Annotated in this window: 20 protein-coding genes; 12 read left to right on the top strand and 8 right to left on the bottom strand. The window is 58.1% G+C overall.

Features of this window, described 5'->3' with window-relative positions; translation table 11 throughout:
• Positions 1 to 73 precede the first annotated feature (73 nt).
• Positions 74 to 1,714, top strand: coding sequence for a thiamine pyrophosphate-binding protein (locus G583_RS0103330; protein ID WP_022869782.1), 1,641 nt, complete (start codon positions 74 to 76; stop codon positions 1,712 to 1,714).
• 105 nt (positions 1,715 to 1,819) lie between these two features.
• On the opposite strand, the gene purB is transcribed toward G583_RS0103330, so the two are convergent.
• Positions 1,820 to 3,232 (bottom strand): adenylosuccinate lyase, encoded by a 1,413-nt coding sequence (gene purB, locus G583_RS0103325; protein WP_022869781.1) that lies wholly within the window; start codon positions 3,230 to 3,232, stop codon positions 1,820 to 1,822.
• A 189-nt stretch (positions 3,233 to 3,421) separates the two neighbouring features.
• Between purB and G583_RS0103320 the strand changes: the two genes are divergently transcribed.
• Both G583_RS0103320 and G583_RS0103315 read left to right on the top strand, forming a co-directional pair.
• The gene (locus G583_RS0103320) at positions 3,422 to 3,889 is read left to right on the top strand and encodes a hypothetical protein (RefSeq protein ID WP_022869780.1); all 468 of its coding nucleotides are present in this window, start codon (positions 3,422 to 3,424) and stop codon (positions 3,887 to 3,889) included.
• Positions 3,886 to 5,409: a hypothetical protein gene (locus G583_RS0103315; protein ID WP_022869779.1), complete on the top strand. Its 1,524-nt coding sequence runs from the start codon at positions 3,886 to 3,888 to the stop codon at positions 5,407 to 5,409. Before G583_RS0103320 ends, G583_RS0103315 begins: the two co-directional genes overlap by 4 nt.
• Before the next feature lie 5 nt (positions 5,410 to 5,414).
• On the opposite strand, the gene G583_RS0103310 is transcribed toward G583_RS0103315, so the two are convergent.
• Both G583_RS0103310 and G583_RS0103305 read right to left on the bottom strand, forming a co-directional pair.
• The gene (locus G583_RS0103310) at positions 5,415 to 5,813 is read right to left on the bottom strand and encodes a phage holin family protein (protein ID WP_022869778.1); all 399 of its coding nucleotides are present in this window, start codon (positions 5,811 to 5,813) and stop codon (positions 5,415 to 5,417) included.
• Positions 5,814 to 5,881: 68 nt separating this feature from the next.
• Entirely contained in the window at positions 5,882 to 7,777 is a 1,896-nt protein-coding gene (locus G583_RS0103305) for an FAD-dependent monooxygenase (protein ID WP_022869777.1), read from the bottom strand.
• 143 nt (positions 7,778 to 7,920) lie between these two features.
• Between G583_RS0103305 and G583_RS14005 the strand changes: the two genes are divergently transcribed.
• Both G583_RS14005 and G583_RS0103295 read left to right on the top strand, forming a co-directional pair.
• Positions 7,921 to 8,640, top strand: coding sequence for an IclR family transcriptional regulator (locus G583_RS14005; RefSeq protein ID WP_022869776.1), 720 nt, complete (start codon positions 7,921 to 7,923; stop codon positions 8,638 to 8,640).
• A 49-nt stretch (positions 8,641 to 8,689) separates the two neighbouring features.
• Positions 8,690 to 9,787 (top strand): histidinol-phosphate transaminase, encoded by a 1,098-nt coding sequence (locus tag G583_RS0103295; protein WP_051129593.1) that lies wholly within the window; start codon positions 8,690 to 8,692, stop codon positions 9,785 to 9,787.
• 14 nt (positions 9,788 to 9,801) lie between these two features.
• Here G583_RS0103295 and G583_RS0103290 read toward each other — a convergent pair whose 3' ends face one another.
• Complete coding sequence (locus tag G583_RS0103290; protein ID WP_022869774.1) at positions 9,802 to 11,061, bottom strand: NAD(P)/FAD-dependent oxidoreductase; 1,260 nt, start codon at positions 11,059 to 11,061, stop codon at positions 9,802 to 9,804.
• A gap of 450 nt (positions 11,062 to 11,511) precedes the next feature.
• Between G583_RS0103290 and G583_RS0103285 the strand changes: the two genes are divergently transcribed.
• From G583_RS0103285 to G583_RS14000, 4 genes are read left to right on the top strand one after another with little or no spacing between them, the layout of a single operon-like run.
• Positions 11,512 to 12,657 carry a thiamine pyrophosphate-dependent enzyme gene (locus G583_RS0103285; protein WP_022869773.1) on the top strand — a complete coding sequence of 382 codons (1,146 nt, stop codon included), beginning with the start codon at positions 11,512 to 11,514 and terminating at the stop codon, positions 12,655 to 12,657.
• A complete protein-coding gene (locus G583_RS0103280; protein ID WP_022869772.1) occupies positions 12,657 to 13,664 on the top strand; it encodes an alpha-ketoacid dehydrogenase subunit beta in 1,008 nt (335 codons plus the stop codon). The genes G583_RS0103285 and G583_RS0103280 overlap by 1 nt, the downstream gene beginning before the upstream one ends.
• Positions 13,665 to 13,685: 21 nt before the next feature.
• Positions 13,686 to 14,963 carry a dihydrolipoamide acetyltransferase family protein gene (locus G583_RS0103275; RefSeq protein WP_022869771.1) on the top strand — a complete coding sequence of 426 codons (1,278 nt, stop codon included), beginning with the start codon at positions 13,686 to 13,688 and terminating at the stop codon, positions 14,961 to 14,963.
• A gap of 17 nt (positions 14,964 to 14,980) precedes the next feature.
• Entirely contained in the window at positions 14,981 to 15,781 is an 801-nt protein-coding gene (locus tag G583_RS14000) for an alpha/beta fold hydrolase (protein ID WP_022869770.1), read from the top strand.
• Between the two features lie 66 nt (positions 15,782 to 15,847).
• Here G583_RS14000 and G583_RS0103265 read toward each other — a convergent pair whose 3' ends face one another.
• Together G583_RS0103265 and G583_RS0103260 are read right to left on the bottom strand one after the other, a co-directional pair.
• On the bottom strand, positions 15,848 to 16,084 hold the full coding sequence (locus tag G583_RS0103265; protein WP_022869769.1) for a hypothetical protein: 237 nt from the start codon (positions 16,082 to 16,084) through the stop codon (positions 15,848 to 15,850).
• 24 nt (positions 16,085 to 16,108) lie between these two features.
• Positions 16,109 to 16,522 (bottom strand): CBS domain-containing protein, encoded by a 414-nt coding sequence (locus G583_RS0103260; protein ID WP_022869768.1) that lies wholly within the window; start codon positions 16,520 to 16,522, stop codon positions 16,109 to 16,111.
• Positions 16,523 to 16,762: 240 nt separating this feature from the next.
• On the opposite strand from G583_RS0103260, the gene G583_RS0103255 reads away from it, so the two are divergent.
• Both G583_RS0103255 and G583_RS0103250 read left to right on the top strand, forming a co-directional pair.
• Entirely contained in the window at positions 16,763 to 17,296 is a 534-nt protein-coding gene (locus tag G583_RS0103255; protein ID WP_022869767.1) for a transporter substrate-binding domain-containing protein, read from the top strand.
• On the top strand, positions 17,293 to 18,306 hold the full coding sequence (locus tag G583_RS0103250) for a cation diffusion facilitator family transporter (protein WP_022869766.1): 1,014 nt from the start codon (positions 17,293 to 17,295) through the stop codon (positions 18,304 to 18,306). Before G583_RS0103255 ends, G583_RS0103250 begins: the two co-directional genes overlap by 4 nt.
• Here G583_RS0103250 and G583_RS0103245 read toward each other — a convergent pair.
• Positions 18,303 to 18,830: a hypothetical protein gene (locus tag G583_RS0103245; RefSeq protein ID WP_022869765.1), complete on the bottom strand. Its 528-nt coding sequence runs from the start codon at positions 18,828 to 18,830 to the stop codon at positions 18,303 to 18,305. The two genes, G583_RS0103250 and G583_RS0103245, sit on opposite strands and share 4 nt — an antisense overlap.
• A gap of 43 nt (positions 18,831 to 18,873) precedes the next feature.
• The gene (locus tag G583_RS13995) at positions 18,874 to 19,365 is read right to left on the bottom strand and encodes a hypothetical protein (RefSeq protein ID WP_022869764.1); all 492 of its coding nucleotides are present in this window, start codon (positions 19,363 to 19,365) and stop codon (positions 18,874 to 18,876) included.
• Between the two features lie 209 nt (positions 19,366 to 19,574).
• On the opposite strand from G583_RS13995, the gene argG reads away from it, so the two are divergent.
• Complete coding sequence (gene argG, locus G583_RS0103235) at positions 19,575 to 20,996, top strand: argininosuccinate synthase (protein WP_022869763.1); 1,422 nt, start codon at positions 19,575 to 19,577, stop codon at positions 20,994 to 20,996.
• The last annotated feature ends 279 nt before the right edge of the window (positions 20,997 to 21,275 follow it).

Raw genomic sequence — 21,275 nt, 5'->3', positions numbered from 1 at the left:
AATTTTTCAGTGGTTGAACTTTATGCTGTCTTACGTGAGTCTGTTCACAGTATAACTCGTCGGAAGGAAAAACATGGTGCAGTCGCCGGTTCAGCACAAAACTGTGGCAGATGTGCTCGCAAGCGTGATCACGCAGCGGGTTGATAGAGTCTTCGGTTTGATAGGCAACGGCAACGTTGACCTCATCTCCACGCTGACGGCTGCACGTTTCCCGTTCACGACCGTGCGGCACGAGGTCGCGGCCGTCACGGCGGCTGATGCCTATTATCGTGCATCCGGCAAACTGGCTGTGGCGACCGCAACCTACGGCGCTGGTTTTACCAACATGGCAACCGGTCTGGCCGAGGCACAGCTGGCTCGCATTCCCATGGTCGTGATCGTCGGTGATGCGCCAACTACTGGGCGTCGGCCATTCGACATCGACCAGCAAACGGTCACCGCCGGGTTGAACATCCCGATGCTGACGATCGCTGAAGACAATGCCGCCGAGATCACCAACCGAGCATTTGAGATGGCGACCGATGGGCAAGAACCTGTCGTCGTGATGGTTCCGCATGATCTCACCGCAGCCACGGTCACGACTGAACCAGCCGCTCAACCGTATGAACCCATCGAACGGCCAACCGTGGAGGATGCACAAATCGAAGCGGTTGCCAGCGCACTCGTGGCAGCAGAGCGCCCCCTGGTCTTGACTGGCGGGGGAGTCGTTCGCACACAAACCGGTCCGATGGCACGAGCCATTGGTGACGCCGTTGGTGCTGTCTTTATGCACTCGTTGACCGCATCGAACGTCACTGAATCTGAGCATACGCTCGGGACCGCAGGCGGCTTCACTCCCGAATACAAGCTGCCAGCCGTTCGCGCAGCAGACATGGTGCTGATCCTGGGGGCCACCAGCAACAACTTCCAAACCCGCAAGGGCCAGCTCTTTGGCACCGATAACATCCACCGGATCGATCTGAATGATCGTTGGAACCTGTCCCTGCCACAGGCCAACACGGTCTTTGGGGACCTCACCGACGTCCTGCCGCGGCTATTAGCTGCGGTCGAAGCGCTCGACCCGAAGCAGTCGATATACCGCGAGCAATTGGCCGGCCTGATCGCAGAAGACACGATTGCCCAGGAGCCTGTTTATGGCACCGACGGGCGGCTCAACCCGCGTCATGTCGCAGCTCAGCTGGATACGGTCCTGCCGGAAAACCGCCAGATCGTAGTGGACGGCGGGCACTTCATGTCCTGGATCGCCGAACGCGTCAACATGCCTGATCCAGCCGCGTTTATCGGGGTCGGTACCGCGTTCCAGTCGATCGGTTTGGGCTTCGGTTCAGCCGTAGGAGCAGCGGTTGGTAGCCCGGATAAGTTCACGGTCTGCGTTTCAGGCGACGGCGGCGGACAAATGGCCCTGGCCGACCTCGCCACCTTCATCGAGACCACCGAGCACGGGGCCGTCGTCATTATCAACGACGCCGCCTACGGAGCCGAGATCCACCAGTACGCGGTCCTTGGGGCTGACCCGACCGCCATGTATCTACCGCAACTGGACTTTGCTGCCATCGGCGAGGCCATGGGAGCCGCAGGCATCACGGTGAACACCATGGAGGACCTCGAAGACTTCAGTCAGTGGATCGCCGGTGGCACCGGGGTCGCGATGGTCAATATCAACGTGTCTACCGAATTCGCCCACTCAGCGTTGAGCCCGGGTGCTACCGGCTAAGCCGGTTTCCAAAACCTTGCCTGTGAAGGCACTTCCCACTCACACCAAAAAAACTCCGGGACGTCCACTGGGCGTCCCGGAGTTTTTTGTGGTTCTCGAGCTGTCTTAGGAGTCGAGGTGTTCCCGAGCCAGATCTGATGACAGACCGGTATAGGTCTGTGGTGTCAGATCCTTGAGACGCTGTGCGGCGGCATCGGAGAGACCGAGTTCGCTGACGAACTCGCGCATGCGCTGGGCATCGACCCGGTTGCCGCGCGTCAGGTCCTTGAGGCGCTCATACGGGTTATCCATGCCTTCGGTACCGGCGATGGATTCAGCACGCATCACGGTCTGAATGGCTTCACCGAGGACTTCCCAGTTGGTATCCAAATCGGCGGCCAGGGCGTCTTCGGCAACATCGAGCTGACCCATGCCGCGGGTGACGTTGTTCATGGCCAGAACTGAGTGGCCAAAGGCCACACCAATATTGCGCTGCGATGTGGAGTCGGTCAGGTCGCGCTGCCAGCGTGACTCGATGAGCGTTGCACCCAGTGAGTTCAACAGGGCGTTTGAGAGCTCCAAGTTGGCTTCGGCGTTTTCGAAGCGGATCGGGTTGACCTTATGGGGCATCGTCGAGGACCCGGTGGCACCTTCAACCGGGATCTGGGCGAAGTAGCCGATGGAAATGTAGCTCCATACGTCGACACAGAAGCCGTGCAGAATTTGGTTGAAGCGCGCGACGTCGTCATAGAGTTCTGACATCCAGTCGTGGTTTTCAATCTGCGTAGTCAACGGGTTAAACGTCAGGCCCAGGCCTTCGACAAAGTCTTGGGCGATGACCGGCCAGTTGGCGTGGGGCACGGCTGCCACGTGGGCCGCGTAGGTACCGGTGGCACCGTTGATTTTGCCCAGGTACTGCTGGTTGGCGATGCGGTGCAGCTGGCGGTTCAGGCGATGTACGAAGACGGCGAGTTCTTTGCCCAACGTGGTCGGGGTGGCCGGCTGGCCGTGGGTGCGGGACAGCATTGGGGTCTCGACGGCGGTGTTGGCGGTCTTGGCGATGGCGTCGACCATTTTCTGTGCGGCGGGCAGCCAGACGTCGGTGATCGCATCGCGCACCCCCAGCGCATAGGACAGGTTATTGATGTCCTCGGATGTGCATGCGAAGTGCACCAGGGAGCCGAGGTGGCCCAGGCCCAGGGCGTCGAGGCGGTTGGCGATGAAGTACTCCACGGCTTTGACGTCGTGGACGGTGACGGCTTCGGTTTCGGCCAGTTCCGAGATCGAGGCTTCATCAAATTCGGTGACGATGGCGCGCAGCCCGTCGCGCTGTGCGTCAGTCAGGCGCTGCAGACCGGGCACGACCTGGCCGTCTGCTAGATGAATGAACCACTCCACTTCAACGTGGACGCGGTTGCGGTTGAGTGCCGCCTCGGAGAGGTGGTCCACCAAATCCGCAACGTACCCGCGGTAGCGACCATCGAGGGGTCCTAGAGGAATGTCAGTATCGGCCAATCGAACACGCAAATTTTCAGTCATAGTCTCATTCTGCCACCGGAAACACTTTCGACAGAATAATGTCACAGCCGTGACGGGCTGGGGCTTGAGTATCCACAGTGCTGAGCGTTCGGTTCGGTTCTCCACAAAGCCTGCTGCTCGACAGAAGCGCGACGGCAGGTGATTCTACTGTTTGTCCCAATGTGGACGTGAGCAGAACAGGAGAATGCGATGACGTCGGTGGTTATCCCCAGTCCGGCTGAGATCGGTGCCGGTATCAGCCTGGTGTCGGGTGGTGCATGCGATATGGCTTCAAATGCGGTGCAGCAATTTGTGTCGAGCCCATCGATGGCTGAAACCGGTCTCAATATGTTGGCCTCGCAAATCGAAGTTTTGGAACAGCTGGTTGCAAAACTGCGCGAGGTCAGTGCCGGTATCGAGCAGGTGCATGACACGTTGGCCGCCACCACACAGCTGGAATGGCATTCACCGGCCGGTCAGGTGTTTCGCGAAGCCGTGGGCCAGCGACAAGAACACGCACTGACGCTGCGGGAAACCTCCAGCCAGACCGCCACGTTGGCCAGCCAGGGGATCGATGAACTGCGCGTGATGATTGCCAGTCTGCAAACCCTGCTGGCCGCGGCGCGGAGCACGTTGGGCATGGCCGCGGGGACTACGGTCGCCAGGATGTGTGCATGAGTGCCAAGGTGACCGGCGGCCCGACGCACTGGCGGGCGAATCTGGATGAGTTAGCGCTGGGTGTGGGCCAGCTGCAAGATGCGACGGAACACTCGATGCGGTTGGCCGGCGAAGCGACGGTGGCCGGTGGGCTGCTGGCAGGGATTACGATCATGACGCCCCAGGGTCCGTTGATCGGGGCCAATACGGCGGCCATCTCGGCGGGGTTGCTGGCGATGCGGGCCGAGGTCGAAGCACTGCGAACCGGTGTCGACTTTGCGGTGAATTCTTATCTGGAAGCAGAGCAACAGATCACCAGGGTCGTGGATGCGGCCTTTACCCCGTTGGCTTTGGCAATGAGCATTGTGGGAGTCACCACCGACGTCAACATCCCTAATGACGTGTACGAGATCGCGATTCGTGGGACAACTGGTGCAGCGTGGGCGCCGGTGGAGTCGGCGTTTACCTCGCTGAACGGGGTGCTGCCCGGGTCGAAATATGTGGCCGGCAATACGATCGGCTGGATGGCTGGGTTTGACGACAACCTCTGGGACGTTCCGCCGACACAACGCACCATTGGAACCTTGGCCCACGCCCTGGGCTATTTGGGACTGTCCCAGATGGCGCCCTATGACACCACCAATATCACGCAGCATCCCGGTGCGGATGGGTGGCAAAGACGAGATGCGATCAGTCGTGACGGGTCGTTGAAGTCGATGAGTCTGCTGCAGGACTATGCCTACGACCACGACACCGTGACGGTCGCGAAGCTCGAACAGCCAGATGGCAGTGATGCCTATGCCGTGATCTATCCGGGCACCACACCTGTGGGTGATGACAGTGAAGGACTGCTCGGCGCGCTCGGAGAGCACACCGCCTTTGGGGTCCCGGGTTTCGTGGAATCAGCAGCTGCCGACTCACCGTATGTCGAAGCCACGACGCTGAAGATCCTGGAGCAAGCGGGTGTACCAGCCGGGGCGACCGTCATCCCGATGGGCTACAGCCAAGGCGGTGCCCACGCCATGAATGTGGGACTCGGACAACAGATGAAGGCCAAGTACAACGTCTCGGATGTCCTGACCGTTGCGGCCTACACGGGGCATCGCCGCAGCGATGACCTGGAGACCAACCTTGTGCATGTGGAACACGAACACGATAAAGTCTCGGCGTTAACCGGGGCAAGCAATGAGGGGCGGCTGAACCGCACGACCATTGAAGTGCAGGGTTATCCGGATGAAGAAATTGAGGCCGGGATTTTTGGTGCCGAACACAATCTCGGGCTGATCGACGGGCAGTTGTCGAAGGCCTTGGATGATCCTGCGGTGCAACATGCCACCGAGATTCCGTTGGGCAAGATTGAACAAAAAATGGGCGGGCCCGTGGCGGTCCAGCAATTTCATCTGGATCGTCAACAGGCTCCGCCCACTCGACATCCGACTGATCCGGCTCAAACAGGTGAGCCTGGCCGGTCGGGGCCGCAGCAGATCATCGGGGTCAGACCGCTGGATCAGTGGTTGACCGCAACGATGCCGCGGCGCTAAAGACGTTAATGTGTTGGTGCCACGGTGGAGATCAACCGGTTCACGATCGTTGAGACCACCGCGATGATCAGGGCCGCCAGGATGGTGGTCCAGAAGAAACTATCGATGATGACGTGGACGGGCAAGAACGAGGTGGCCCAGACGGTCAGTGACAGCATCGCAGCGTTGATGATGAGGGTGAACAGCCCCAGTGTCAAACAGGTGATCGGTAGCGATAGGAAGCTGACGATTGGTCGTACGACACCGTTGATGAGGCCAAAAACCACGGAGACGATAAGCAGGGCGACAATGGATTCGCCGGTATCTGGTGTCCCGGTATCCGAGGTCAGCTCCATGCCGGGCAGGATCCAGAGGGCAACCCAGAAGGATGCCGCGGTCACGATGGTTCGAAGGATAAAACTCATGGCACAATCTTGCCACGAAAAACCGGCGGCACCCAAAAGGGTACCGCCGGTTTTCAGTCAGTTCAGAACTAGTTCTGTGGAGTGAAGACTCCGTCGAAGAATTCTGCAATCGCATCGGTGGCGTCCAGTGGCTGGACGGTTGAGATGTAACCGTCAGGACGAACCACAACGACGGCACCTTCCGATGAGATCTCGAAGGTTTTGTAGATGTTGTCATCGGTGAGCACACCGAACACGTTGTTCAGGTCGGTGAGCTGCAGCGGGCCAACAGTTGGGCGGAAGATGGCTGGAGTTTCGAGCAACTCAATGTCTTCCTTTGGCTGCTGGTAGATGAGCTTGGCATCAAAGACACTGTTGAGGTCTTCGCCTTCACGAGTGTATTTGATCACCGGTGAGTTGGCGTTGGTGCCGAGCCATTCACCAAAGGCGTTGGCCTTGTTCGCAGCGTCTGTCGGTGCTTTGTCGTCACCGAAGACGTAGATGCGCCAGCGACCGTCAGCCTCGTGGAGGTGGCCTAGATGCAACGGGTTGGTATCCGAAACGCGGGAGACCTTGGCCGACTTGAAACGCTTGCCGATTTCGTAGCCCTTGGCCAGATCCTGGTGGGTGGTCTCTGTGGTCAGCGACGATGGCTTGTATTCGGTCATGAAGCCAGCTGGGAATTCGAAGGTCTTCTGGTAGAACTCAGCGACATAGTTCTTTGATGGCAGGTCTTCTGGCTTGGCAGCCATCAGTGAGGACCATTTCTTATCGAAGTCGATGAGGTTCTGGGCGACTTCCTGGCGTTCACCCGAGTAGGTGTGCAACAGGGAAGGATCGGAGTAACCGGAGACGACCTGGCCGATCTTCCAACCGAGGTTGAAACCGTCCTGGATCGAAACGTTCATACCCTGGCCTGCTTTGGCCGAGTGGGTGTGGCAGGCATCGCCAGTGACGAAGATGCGTGGGTTCTTTTCGTCTTCCTGGCCATCGTCGACGTCGTCGAATTTGTCAGTCACCCGGTGACCAACTTCGTAGACGGACCACCAGGCAACGTCTTTGACCTCAACGGTGTAGGGCGCCAGGATGTTGTTGGCGCGACGGATGATTTCTTCCAGTGGAGTCTTGCGAACCTGGCCGCCATCGTTCGGGTCAACGTTGCCGAGGTCCACGTAGAAGCGCACCAGGTAGCCACCTTCACGAGGAATGAGCAGGATGGAGCCACCGTCGTTGGACTGGATGGCGCATTTGGTGCGGATATCTGGGAAGTCTGTTTCAACCAGGACGTCCATAACACCCCAGGCGTGGTCGGACTTGTCGCCGATGGGGGTGCGGCCGATGGACTTGCGAACAGGGGAGTGTGCACCTTCGGAGCCGACGAGGTATTTGGTGCGAACCGTACGGGTTTCGCCTTCCTGCGGACCAGCGGTGACCTTCAGGGTGACCTCGATGGGGTATTCGTGGTCGTTGTCGACGGTCTGGGAGACGAATTCGTACCCGTAGTCTGGCGTCAAGCGTGACGGTGAACGCTCAGCGAATTCAGCAAAGTAGTCCAGAACGCGAGCCTGGTTCACAATGAGGTGTTTGAACTCGGAGATGCCGGTTGGGTCATCCAGGGTGCGTGAGGTGCGCACAATGTTCTCTGGGTTTTCCTCATCCGGGTTCCAGAAGTTCATTTCGGTCAGCCAGTAGGCTTCGTTGGTGATTTCGTCAGCGAAACCGAAATAGTCGAAAGTCTCGACCGAGCGAGCCTGAATACCATCGGCCTGACCGAGCACCAGACGACCTTCGCGACGCTCAACGAGGCGAGTGTGCACATCCGGGTAGGACGACAGGGTGGCGGCCGTGGTCATGCCGGCCGGGCCGGAACCAACGATCATAACGTCCATGGTGTCTGGAAGTTCATCCGGGCGATCCAAACCGATGCCCGCTGCGGGTTTAACGCGCGGTTGGGTGGAGACATATCCGTGATGGTGAAATTGCATGACTTAACTCCTGTACGGCTCGCAACGTTCGAAAAACCTGAAGTTGCTCTATATTCGAACATAGTGTTCAATTAGTGAACTGTTAGGTGTGAGCCTACACACCGTAAGACGAGTATGCCAAATCGGATTGCTGAGGAGACACGATGTCTGATAGTGCAGGTGGCAGTCTGTCATTGACGTTATCGCGTGGAATTGAACTGTTGGAGCGAGTGTGTGCGGCGGATGCCGCACCGTCCATCGGACAGGTGGCTCAGCAGCTCGGAATACACCGTTCCGCTGCATATCGGCTCCTACGAACGTTGGAGGCGCATTATCTAGTGCGTCGGGACGAGGCCGGGAAAATTCACCCGGCAGCTGGCTTAACCAACTTAGCGCGGGGAGTGGAAAATTCGCTGCAAACCGTGGGCCTGCCGATCATGACGAAGATCGCCGATGACCTGGGGATGTCATGCTTTATTGCCGTTGCCCAGGGAGCTGATTGTTTTACCCTGGTGACCGTTGAGGCCACGACATCGCACGCACTCACACAACACCCGGGCACCCGTCATCACCTCGACCGGGGTGCTCCGGGCATCGCCCTCCTGTCCGGCCTGACGCCCCAGCAGCGAGCCGATATTGAAGACTTGGAATTGTCGAACAAAGCGCAGGCTGATCTGCACCGGGCGCTGCGCGATGGGTATGCCTCATCGTTTGACGAAGTGATCCCCGGCGTCGGTTCGGTTGCCGTACCGCTGATGGCCGCCGGCCAGCTGCCCGCAACACTTGCGGTGGTCTACCCGCGGCAACAGCTCGACGAGGCCCATATCGCAGCCACCCTGCATCGCGGTGTAGAAGCCATCGTCACCCGGTTGGGCAGAGCGTAACGTTCGGCAAGGATCCAGCGGGCCAAGCGCGATCGCTAGACTGGTCGTCATGGATTCTTCTGCTGTGTACCCACGTTCCGTGCTCAATAAACTGCCCGAGTATCAATCAGGCAAGCCACCCGCAGCGATCGCTGGCCTCACCCCGTATAAGCTCGCGTCCAATGAGAACCCGTATGCGCCGATCAAAGCCGCTACGGATGCCATTGTCGCAGCCGCTACTTCGGAGCGTGTGCAGCGGTACCCAGAAACCACATATACCAAACTGCGCACGCTGATTGGCGAGACCTACGATGTGCCGATTGAAGATGTCGTGGTGGGGGCAGGGTCGCTGGGTGTGTTCACCGCTCTAGTGCAAACCTATGCGGGTACCGGTGAAGACGGTGTCTTAGATGAGGTTATTATTCCTTGGCGTTCGTTTGAGGCCTATCCCATTGTGATTCGTTCCGCTGGTGCCCACGATGTGCGGGTGCCGGTTCGGGATAACGGTGAGCACGATCTTGAAGCCATGCTGGAAGCTATTACTGATCGCACACGAATGATTGTGCTGTGCACACCGAATAACCCCACTGGCCCCGTGCTGACAGAGCAGGCCGTGCGGGAATTTGTTGAGCGGGTGCCAGAGCATATTCTGGTGGTGATCGATGGTGCCTACATTGAATTTGTGCGGCAAGACGGTGTGGAGAACTACTTACAGTTCTACCGAGATTTTCCCAATGTCGCGGTGTTGCGGACGTTTTCAAAAGCTCACGGGTTAGCCAATCTCCGGGTGGGTTACGCGGTGGCGCCTGAACAAATTTGTGCACCGGTGCGCATCGTCATGTCGGCGTTTCCAACGTCAACTGTCGGTGTGGAGGCAGCGTATGCTTCGTTGGCCAATATGGACGAAGTCCTGGCCAATACCGAAAAAGTGGTCACTGAACGACGCCGCGTGTGGGAAGCCCTGGATGCACTGGGATATAACCCGCCGGCGACCGAAGCGAATTTTGTGTGGCTACCACTAGGTGAAAAAGCCCAGGCCTTCGCAGATGCTTGCGAGGCCCGGGCGTTATCGGTGCGCGCGTTTGCACCGGAGGGTGTTCGCGTCTCCATCGGCGAAGTCGAAGCCAATGATCGCTTGATCCAGGTGGCTACGGACTTCGCCGAGTAGTTGCGAGCGCTGAGTTACAGTGCGAACGGTTTCATGTCGACCTCTGCGCCGGAGACGACACCGGGGCGGCCTTCGACCATCGACACCACAACTTCGGCGGTGACCGGTCCCAGTGAGAGGCCGTGCATGTTGTGGCCGGTTGCCACAATGACGTTCGGGTGCTGCTTCATTGGGGAAATGATCGGCAGGCCGTTCGGGGTCATCGGGCGTGGGCCGGTCCATTCGTCAAAGCGTGGCTTATCGCCGATGCCCTTGATGAATGCCGAGGCCTGGGACGCCAAGTGCTGCACGCGCTGGGATGAGAATTCTTGAATCTCAGACGAGAAGTCCATCAGACCCACAACGCGTAGCTCGCCGGACATCGGGACACCGATGGTCTTGCGATCAATCGAGGCCAGCAGGTAGCCGGGCAGACGATCAGGTTTCACATGGTAGGAATAGCCGGTGCCCGAGGTAACAAACGCTGAGCGAGTGCCGGAAAGTCCGTCGATCGATGGTGTGGTCCAGGCGCCGGTGGCCACGATGGCTTTGTCGAAGCCGCGAGTGATTTCGCCCTCAACGCCGCGCATTCTGGCAGTGTTGTTATTCAGGCCCACCAGCTCGGTGTGCTCTAAAATCTCGACATCGAGTTCGAGAAGCTTCTCATGCAGCTCGTCGACGAACAGACGTGGGTCAATGTAGCGCTCGGTGTTGGCGACGTAGCCTGCCCGGACATGTTCATCCAGGACGGGTTCGAAGTCGTGGAGGTCGCCGTCGAGCATGATTTGCCCCGGACGTTCGATGCCGAAGACGTCAGCGCGGGCCACCTGGTTGTCGCGGAATTTCTGCAGCGCATCAACGGAAGTGTGGCTGTTGAGGAACCCGTAGCCGCCACCGTCGAGCGAAATGCCATCCTCGTGGTAGGAGTCGAAGGCAGCAAATGCGCCGCGGACCAGCTGGTCAAGGTTGCGGGTGTTTTCGCGAACTTTCGACGGCATCGTGTTGTAAATAAAGCCGGCGCCAAACGCTGACAGCAGCGGCATGGCAACCGGTGCGATGTTGAGGTAGTGGCGACGGGTCGTCACGCCTTTGAAGATTTCGGTCAGCTGCTCTGGTTCGGGCATGGGGGTGGCTTGAATTCGCGTGATCTCACCGGCATTTCCGCGTGCTGCGCCCGAGCCGACCTCATCTTTTTCGACCAGGGTGACGCGGTGACCAGCACGGGCCAGAGAATATGCGGTGCAGAGGCCAATCAGCCCGGCACCGGCAACGAGAACATTTTGTGAAGCAGTCATTCTGTCTTCCTTTCGCCTAAACCAGCTGTATGGTCCGAGTCTACAAACTTGCGTGCGGCAATGGCGAAAAACCGGCGCTGCCAGCGAAACGCCCGTTCAAAACACGTTCTTGCCGTGAGTTCAATCACACTTCGCGCTAGGAGCGAGTGGGCTCATATCTTGGAAAAATTCCATAAATTTGGCGAGTCGAAATTAACTCATCAAGGGTGCATCGGCGCTATTGCCGAAGAGTGCTCAGTTTCGCAGCAATCTGCCGCAGATACACAGCTGCACAGCGGACATTCGACGTGTACAGCAAGCTGTTCACATGTGCAGTGCAAGCGTGTAGAATACCTGTGATTCGCCTCACTTTCACCCGCCACCATTGGGTAAGATGAGGGGAAATCACAGAAAATTCGTTGCTGTTCATAACCCGAAGACAACGATCATCTCTGACCAGGAGAGTTGCATATGTCTACCATCTCGTCACCCACCGGGCATCAGCTGCCCGAAGAAGCCATCGGCGTCTTATCGACCGATGGATTTATTGATCCCACCGAAAGCGCCAAGGCGTTTGTTGATGACGCTACGGCCATTGATCACGAACGCGTGGCCGAGATGTACCGCCTCATGGCTAACACTCGCCGTATCGATCAAGAAGGTGTGAACCTCCAGCGCCAAGGTCAACTCGTCCTCTGGACACCATCGGTAGGCCAAGAAGCAGCTCAGGCCGGGGCCGTCACCGCACTGGAAGACCGCGACTGGATCTTCCCGACCTACCGTGAGCACGTCATGGCCCGCGGACGTGGCATCCCCGACGAAAACGTCTTCGACTTCTTCCGCGGTGCCGTCCACGCTGGGTGGATGCCCAACGATTACAACATGCAGCCCTACACCGTAGTGCTTGCCGCCCAGGTTCCCCACGCCGTCGGATACGGCTGGGGCATTGCTCAACAACAGCGCGGGTGGACCGACGCTCGCCGGGCAAAAGAAGGCCGCGTTGCCATAGCCTGCTTCGGTGACGGCGCCTCGACCGAAGGCGACATCCATGAAGCCATGGTCTTTGCCGCCTCGTTCGATACCCCGGTCGTGTTCTTTATTCAGAACAACTACTGGGCCATCTCCACACCCTTCGAAGTCCAGTCCAAGGTGCCACTGTTCAAGCGCGCCCAAGGGTATGGTTTTGACGGCTTTGCGGTCGATGGCAACGATCCGATCGCAACTGCTGCGGTCATGGATCGGGCGGTCGATCACGCACGTCGCGGTGGGGGACCAGTGTTGGTTGAAGCACACACCTATCGCATGGGTGCCCACACCACCGCGGATGATCCCACCAAATACCGCACCAGCGAAGAAGAAGCCCAGTACGCCCAGGCCGATCCGATGGTGCGCACCGAACAGTATCTGCGCCGTCGTTTCGACTACACCGATGCATTCTTTGACGAAGTCACTGGCGAAGGCGAGCAGCTGGCCGCCAATCTGCGCGAGAAAATCGTCGATGCACCCGACACCATCTCACTGCGCGAAAAATTCGACCTTGTCTACGCCGAAGAACACTCCCTGGTCGAAGCTCAGGCCGCGGCATTTGACCGTTGGATGGAAGCCGAGGACGCCTGATGACCACCGTATTTGATGAGGTCACGACCGGGACCAAGAAACTCACCATCGGTCAGGCCGTCAATCGAGCACTGCACGATGCCCTGGCTACCGATGAGCGGGTGCTACTGCAAGGTGAAGACATCGGCGCCCTGGGTGGCGTCTACCGTGTCACCGAAGGCCTGGCCGCACGGTTCGGCTCCGACCGGGTGGTCGATGCACCACTGGGTGAAGCCGGGATCGTCGGTACCTCTATCGGGCTGGCGCAAGCAGGATTCGTGCCCGTTGCCGAAATTCAGTTCGACGGTTTCGTCTACCCGGCGTTTGACCAGATCGTCTCCCAGCTGGCCAAAATGCACTCCCGTTTTCAGGGGTCTCAGCAATTCCCGGTGACCATCCGCCTGCCCTACGGTGGCGGGATCGGCTCGGTCGAGCACCACTCCGAATCACCGGAGGCCTATTTTGCACACACCGCCGGGTTGAAAGTGGTCACCTATTCAAACGCCCACGACGCCTACTGGGTGACCCGTGCGGCAATCGCCTCGGCCGACCCCGTGTTGCTGTTGGAGCCGAAGAAGCACTACTTCGTACGTGGCGAAGTGGATTTCGATGCCCCAACCGAGAATCCGTTTGCCACCGTTGAAGCACGCCCCGGAACCGACGGCACGCTGCTGGCTTGGGGCCCGCAGGTGTCAACGGCACTGGCGGCAGCAGAAGCCGGTGTTGAAGACGGCTACGATCTCCAAGTGCTCGATATCCGTGGCCTCTCGCCGTTGGATATGACCACGATCGCCAATGCGGTGAAAGCGACCGGTCGTGCTGTGATCGTGCACGAATCCTCAACGTTTGCCGGTTTTGGTGCAGAAATCTCCGCCGGGCTCATGGAACAGGCTTTCCTTAGCCTGGAGGCGCCGGTGCAGCGGGTGGGCGGCTACCACATGCCGTATCCACCATCGCGGTTAGAACAGGATTACCTCCCCTCGGTGGATCGGATCCTGGACGCCGTTGATGAGACATTCACCTATTAGGCCGCCGCGCAAGGAGACTATATGAAGATCTTTACCCTGCCCGATGTGGGCGAAGGGCTGACCGAAGCTGACGTGGCCAACTGGATGGTCAAAGCCGGCGATACCGTGGCCGTCAACCAGGTCATTGCTGAAATTGAAACCGCCAAATCGCTGGTCGAAATTCCCAGCCCCTGGGCCGGTGTCGTCCAAGAGCTCTACGCTGAAGTGGGCGACACCGTCAACGTTGGCGATAATTTCATTGCCATCAACGTCACTGCGACCGGCGACGACGAAGAAGCACCACAAGCGCCACTGGTTGGCACCGGACCCAAGGCTGATACACCGGGACGACGACGCCGCAGAGGCCGACCCAAGGCTGCAGCCGAGGTCGAGACACCGGTTGAACGAGAACCGGAGCCAGAACCTGAACCTGTTGCCGAGCCGGTTAAGAGCGATTTGTTTGCCAAAGTGCTGGCCAAACCACCGGTTCGCAAACTAGCCAAAGACCACGGCCTGGATCTGACCACCATTACCCCGACGGGGCAGCACGGTGAAGTCACACGATCCGACGTCAACGCCGTACTGAAAGCGGACACGCCGGCAACCACCTCGGCCGCACCGGTTGCAGCAGGGGAGTCGGAGACCATCAAGGTCAGCGGTGTTCGCAAGGCCACGGCCAAAGCGGTCACCGAATCGTATACCTCGGCCCCGCATATTTCAGTGTTTCGGCAGGTGGATGCCACCCGCACCATGGAATACCTCGAAACACTGAAGAAGCATCCGCGCTTCGAAAACGTGCGAGTCTCGCCGTTGCTGGTGCTCGCGATGGCGGTCTCCCAGGCGGCGCTGAACACCCCACAGGCCAATGCCACCTGGCACGAAGACACCTATTCACTGCACCACTATGTGAATCTCGGCCTGGCAGCCGCGACCAAACGCGGGTTGATTGTGCCGAATATCAAGAACGCACACGAGATGAATCAGCTTCAGATGGCCCAAGCCATCCAAGAGCTGACCTCCCGGGCGCGTGACGGCAAGACCCAGCCGGCAGAGCTGACCGGGGGCACCATTACGATCACCAACATCGGTGTGCTTGGACTCGACGCTGGTACACCGATCTTGAATCCGGGCGAATCCGGAATCATTGCCTTCGGTGCGATCCGTCAGCAACCGTGGGTCGTCAACGGACAGTTGGAACCACGCTGGATTACCACCCTGGGTGGCTCATTCGACCATCGAATCGTAGATGGTGTGGAAGCGGGTGCCTTCTTAGCCGATGTGGCAGCTATCCTGGAGGAACCAGCCTTATTGATCAGCTAACAGTGGAGTGATTCAACGTGGCCAACCCGCACATTGCAGTGATCCGTTTGACCGAATCCGGGTCCTTTGATCCAGACGTCCGGGACACCCTCATCGTCGGCCCCGGCATGGGAACTTCCGTCAACGGGCTCTTCACCGAAATGGCCCAGCACCTGACCCACCGGTTCCAGGTCATCGGCATCGATCTGCCGGGCCACGGACAATCACCCGCACATCATGAAGACGTGACCATCCCGGAACTCGCCGGGGCCGTGGCACAGCTGGTCAAAAACCTGCGCCAGACCGGCACCATTCGTGGTGAATCCAAGGTCTATTTCGCTGGCCTGTCAGTATCGGGCCAGGTCGCACTCGAACTCGCGCTAGAACACGCCGAACTCTTCGACGGTATCGCCGTGATGGCGTCAGCTGCGAAAATCGGGACGGCCGAAGCCTGGAATGAACGCTCCGAGATGGTGCTATTTTCTGGAACCGAAGTCATGGTCGACATGTCCGCCCAACTGTGGGTTTCAGACAGCTTCCACGACGTCAGCAAACTCGATATCCAAAAACAGGCACTGGCTAACGCTGATGACCAGTCCTATGCTGCCCTGTGCCAGGCGCTGGCTATCTACAATGCCACCGATCGGTTGGGCGAAATCTCGCTACCGCTCTTTACGATTGCGGGCGATAAGGATCAGATGTGCACCGTCGCCGATGCCCAACAAATTTCGGCAACCGTGCAAAATGGTGCAACCGCCGTCATCAAAGAGGCAGCACACCTGTTGCCGCTGGAAGCACCACAACAGTTGGCCGAGCTACTCGACAGCCACCTGGCCTAAAGTTCGCTTAACACAACAATCGGGTGGAGGCGACGTGCCCCCACCCGATTGTATTGTGCGGATGAGTTATGAGACGCGGTCAGTCGCATCGGTCTGACCGGCCCTGCGTGCACAATTTGCGCAGCAGTAAATTTGGTCGGCGTCTTCGACACCGTGGCCAATAATTCTGGTGCCACAGTGCGCGCATTGCGGGGCCATCCCGGCAATCGCGCATTCAAAACTGTCGAACACCCCGGTCTGATCTTGATGGGTAATCTTGAAAACTTTGTCGTATTCGTTGCCGCATGTATCACATGTTGCCATGACGACACCTCCAGTGAGGGGTTGCTAGTTCGAAATCAGTTCGACGAGGTCACCGACCTTGTCATCGGAAATATGGCGGGCGATATCGGCTTGTGCAATCATTCCGACGAGGTCATGGCCGTCGATAACGGGTAGACGACGGACCTTGTGTTCCTTCATGGTCGCAATTGCTTCGTCAATGGAATCATCGGCGCCAATGGTGACGGGTTTTTCGTTACCGAATGTACCGGCATTGACTGCTTCAGGGTTGCCGCCTTCAGCAATGACCAGGACTACAATATCGCGGTCGGTTAACATGCCTTTGAGTCGGTTATCTTCACCGCAAATGGGCAGTCCACCAACGTCGAGATCGCGCATCATTTGCGCGGCTTGTTTCAAGGAATCGTTCTCACGAATGCATTGGGCACTCGGAGTCATAATGTCACGGGCGGTCAGCATAGTTTCCTCCTCAAAAATTTGGGGAACTCTGACACCCCTCTAGCCTTGCAACGCAGTGATTATGAGTCAACAGTAGACGGACATCTTAAAACGAGAATCGGCGAATGCGAGAGACACATATCACAAGGAGCGCTTCTTGAGCATACAACGTTGCCAGACCGTTGTTTTTCACGGCAGCGATCTTCTATCGTCAGGGGACAGAAGTGAAGCATTCCGTTAGGTTTTTACGAAAGGGAGCGTATGCAACGCAACAACTTAGTGCACAGCATGGTGCGGTCCATAGTGCTGTGCGGCGTTGTGTTTGGCCTAGTCGGTTGTGGGAACCACTACCCGGCCGACCCCGAAGGAACACTAGATAGAGTCACCGGCGGTACGATTCGTGCCGGCATCTCACATGAACCACCGTGGACCGATATCACCACCGGTGGCAATACCGAAGAAGATCCAGGTGGCATCGAAGTAGAACTCATTGAAGACTATGCCGATAGCATCGGCGCCGAAGTTGAATGGCAGGCCGGCGGCGAAGAAGAACTCATCGGCCTGCTGGGCGAACGAGAACTCGACCTGGTCGTGGGCGGTCTGACAGACCAATCACCGTGGTCCTCAGACGTGGCCATGTCAGCGCCGTATGCCGAATCCAGCGGCATCGCCGGGAGCACAGACAAGAACGTGGTCGCCATCCAGATGGGTGAAAACGCATTTATGACCAGCGTCGAAGAGTTCCTGTTGAACGAAAATGTTGACCAACAACTGCCAGAGGAGATGCGCCCATGAATTCCCTTCCAGAACATAAAACGCAGTACTTTGGTCTCCACGATCTCCCGCAAGAGCAGCAGGACGCTTTCGCCAAAGCAAAACGGTTAGAGCGGATCAGTATTCTGGTCCGTGTCTTTACCGTGCCAATCATTTTCGCGCTGGCCGGCAGCTCGCAGGCGATGAAAGCCTCCTGGATCGAAGACTCCCTGGGCTTCATCGCACCGATTGCTTTCCTCATCGCAGCGCGACTCGTTTACCGTCAACCAACCCCGAGACACCCCTACGGCTATCACCGTGCGTTTGGTGTCGGCCACCTCGTGGCAGCGGTCGCCCTGCTGACCTTCGGTGGGTACTTGCTGGTGGACTCCGCCATGGGACTGCTGACCGGTGAACATCCGCCGATCGGCATGATGGAACTCTTCGGCATCTCATTCTGGTCCGGCTGGCTCATGGCCGCCGCGTCGATCATCGTGGTCATCCCGCTGGTGATCCTGGGACGTATGAAGATCAAGCTAGCACCCCTATTGCACAACAAAATGTTACAGGCTGATGCCGCCATGGATAAGGCCGACTGGATGACGGGTATCGCTACCGGTGTGGGTATTCTCCTCGTCGGTGCAGGGATCTGGTGGGCTGACGTTGCCGCAGCCATCATCATTTCCTTCGACATTCTGCGCGACGGGTTCAACAACCTGCGGTCCAGTCTCTCGGACCTCATTGATACACGTATCACCACGACCGATTCCATTGAACCACACGAGTTGCTTGCCGAGGTGCGTGAACGGACCGAAGCCCTCGACTGGGTCAAAGAAGCGGAAGTTCGGGCGCGAGACCAAGGTCAGGTGTTCCACACCGAAGTCTTTGCTGTGCCACACGAAGGGAAGATGCCGTCAGTCAAAGAGCTTGAGGATGATCGAGAATACCTCAGTGATCTCGACTGGAAACTCCACGATCTTGTGATCATTCCGGTGGCGGAATTACCCGAAGAATTCTTGCCGCAGGTCAAAGAACGCCAGAAAGACGGTTAGTCTGTCGATGATGAGATTGAGGCAATGATGGCGTCCATGGCTTCCATGAACACATTGGCGTCATCGGTGGTCAGAAAGAACCCGATCGGCCGGTAGTTCTCCGGATCCCGGGTATCAACCAGTGCCACACTCTTCTCATCGGAAGCAGGCAACAACCACGTGATGGCCCGCGGGGTCTCGGTATCCGGGGTGGGCTCACCGTCGACGACTTTCAGGTCGTAGCCCACCCAGCGGATACCCTGTTTGAACTTGCCCTTGCGGAACACCACAAACGGGCCACCCATGCGAGCAGTTGCGGGGGAATCCAGGGTGTCGTTGATAATTTTGACGGCCGCCTCGGCATCCTCGCGATCCCGGAATGCGGCCGAACCGACGTTGCCGTCCGCAGCGGTCACGAGATTGAATCGTTCACCAGATTCATCCGAGCCAATGACCATGCCAACAGTCGGGTTATCGTGGACACCCCACTGGTCTATCGGCCGGGCAATGAGGCGATGTGGTTGATCGGCAGCAGAATTCGACATGCCCCAAGCCTAGTGCAACGGCATGTGGGTGAACCTTAGGCCGTTAATGCGGAGGAAGAATCAGCCGGGTGTGGGGACCTTCTAGACGCGCTACCGAGACTTTGACGTCGTTCAGGTCCGCGCGTAACTCGTTGAGCTGGGTGTCCACGTTCTTGAAGTGTTGGTCCACCTTCTCAAATCGCTGGTCTATCTTGTCGAATCGTTGGTCCACTTTGTCGAATTGCTGGTCGACTTTCTCAAATCGTTGGTCCACTTTGTCGAATTGTTCATCTACCTTGTTGAATCGTGATGTGGCGTGAGCGTCGCTTTGCGCGAACCGTTCATCTATCTTGTTGAATCGTGATGTGGCGTGAGCGTCGCTTTGCGCGAACCGTTCATCTATCTTGTTGAATCGCGATGCGACATGAGCCTCACTTTGCGCAAACCGATCATCCATACGTTTGAGGATCCAGGCGGAACTGGCCAACGTTGCACTGCCCAGTGTGATCACTAGGCCAGCAGCGGTCAGGATGACCATGATGAGTTCTGCCGACATGTACATGCCTCCATTGTGCACCAGGGGTGGCCGGATTTGCTAGACACTCTAGAAGGCCCCGACCCGTGCTGCAGCGATACGATTCCAAGCTGTGGATAATCCCGTGCGTCGTCGTAGGTTCTAAAATACTGCCAACAAGACCCGACATGCTCACGACGTTCAATGCAACGATTCGTTGAACGCGGCATTAAAGAACTATTCTTGAGACTATGTCTAAGGTTTTGTCTTCCCTACCCGTCGGCGAGCGCGTTGGTATCGCCTTTTCGGGAGGTCTCGATACGTCAGTTGCCGTTGCGTGGATGCGCGAGAACGGCTCCATCCCCTGCACCTACACCGCAGATATTGGCCAGTACGATGAGCCAGATATCGACGGCGTAGTTGACCGTGCCAAAGAGTACGGCGCAGAAATCGCCCGGTTCATCGACGCGAAGAAGCCCCTGGTTGAAGAAGGCTTCGTAGCCTTGCAGACCGGTGCCTTCAACGTGCGATCAGCCGGCAAAACATACTTCAACACCACGCCACTTGGCCGTGCAGTCACCGGCACCCTGCTGGTTCGCGCCATGAAAGACGACGGCGTGAACATCTGGGGCGACGGCTCCACCTATAAGGGCAACGATATCGAGCGGTTCTACCGCTACGGTCTGATGGCCAACCCGAACCTGCAGATTTACAAGCCGTGGCTAGACTCGGTGTTCGTCGAAGAACTCGGCGGCCGCCAAGAAATGTCCGAATGGCTGGTCGAGCGCGGCTACCCATACCGTGACTCCACCGAAAAAGCGTACTCCACTGACGCCAATATCTGGGGTGCCACCCACGAAGCCAAATCACTGGAATACCTCAACGTCGGCCTAGACCTGGTTGAACCCATCATGGGTGTCGCAGCCTGGCGCGATGACGTCGAAGTCAAAACTGAAGAAGTCTCTGTTCGCTTCCACGAAGGTCGCCCCGTGGCCATCAACGGCACCGAATACACCGACCCGGTCGCACTGGTGCTGGAAGCCAACACTATCGGCGGCCGCCACGGACTGGGTGTTTCCGACCAGATCGAAAACCGCATTATCGAAGCCAAATCCCGCGGCATCTACGAGGCCCCAGGTATGGCCCTGCTGCACATCGCCTACGAGCGCCTGCTCAACGCGATCCACAACGAAGACACCATCGAAAACTACTACGTCAACGGCTACCGCCTGGGTCGCCTGATGTACGAAGGCCGCTGGTTTGATCCACAGTCGCTGATGATCCGCGAATCCATCCAGCGCTGGGTTGGTTCAGCCATCACCGGTGAAGTCACCCTGCGCCTGCGCCGCGGTGACGACTACACCATCCTGGACACCACCGGTGACAACCTGTCCTACACCCCAGAAAAACTGTCGATGGAGCGCGTCAGCGACGCAGCATTTGGTCCAGACGATCGTATTGGTCAGCTGACCATGCGCAACTTAGACATCGCCGACTCCCGTGCCCGCCTGGAGCAGTACGCCACGCGCGGCACCCTGGCCGGCCCAACCGCGGACCTGATGGGCGAACTCGAAGTGGGTGGCGCCGAGAAGATCGCTGCCTCCGACGTCGACGTCGATGCCAATCAGGATGCTGCCGGACTGCACGCAGCCTTCGATGCGGGTACCGACTAGGACCACAAAACCTTAGAACTGCGGCTCTTGTAGCCGACAAAATGGCGTTGCGCCCAGGTGGTGCAACGCCATTTTGCCTTCCTGCGGCACCGCAAATACGCACGTCGCACCGAACATGAGACCAGTAACACCTTCAGAAAATTTAGTACTGGCGCTAGACGGTAGTACAGTTGAACGTTCGAGCTTCATCAAAGCTCACATCAAGCCAGCATCAGAGCACGTCAAGAAAGTCCGAAGTCCTGCCTCGTCGATCTATGCCACTCAGTAGACCACTCGTCA

This window comes from Yaniella halotolerans DSM 15476 (genome assembly GCF_000420805.1).
Taxonomy (GTDB): domain Bacteria; phylum Actinomycetota; class Actinomycetes; order Actinomycetales; family Micrococcaceae; genus Yaniella; species Yaniella halotolerans.
The sequence above is the reverse complement of the archived record's forward strand: the minus strand, read 5'-3'. Positions and strand labels throughout refer to the sequence as shown.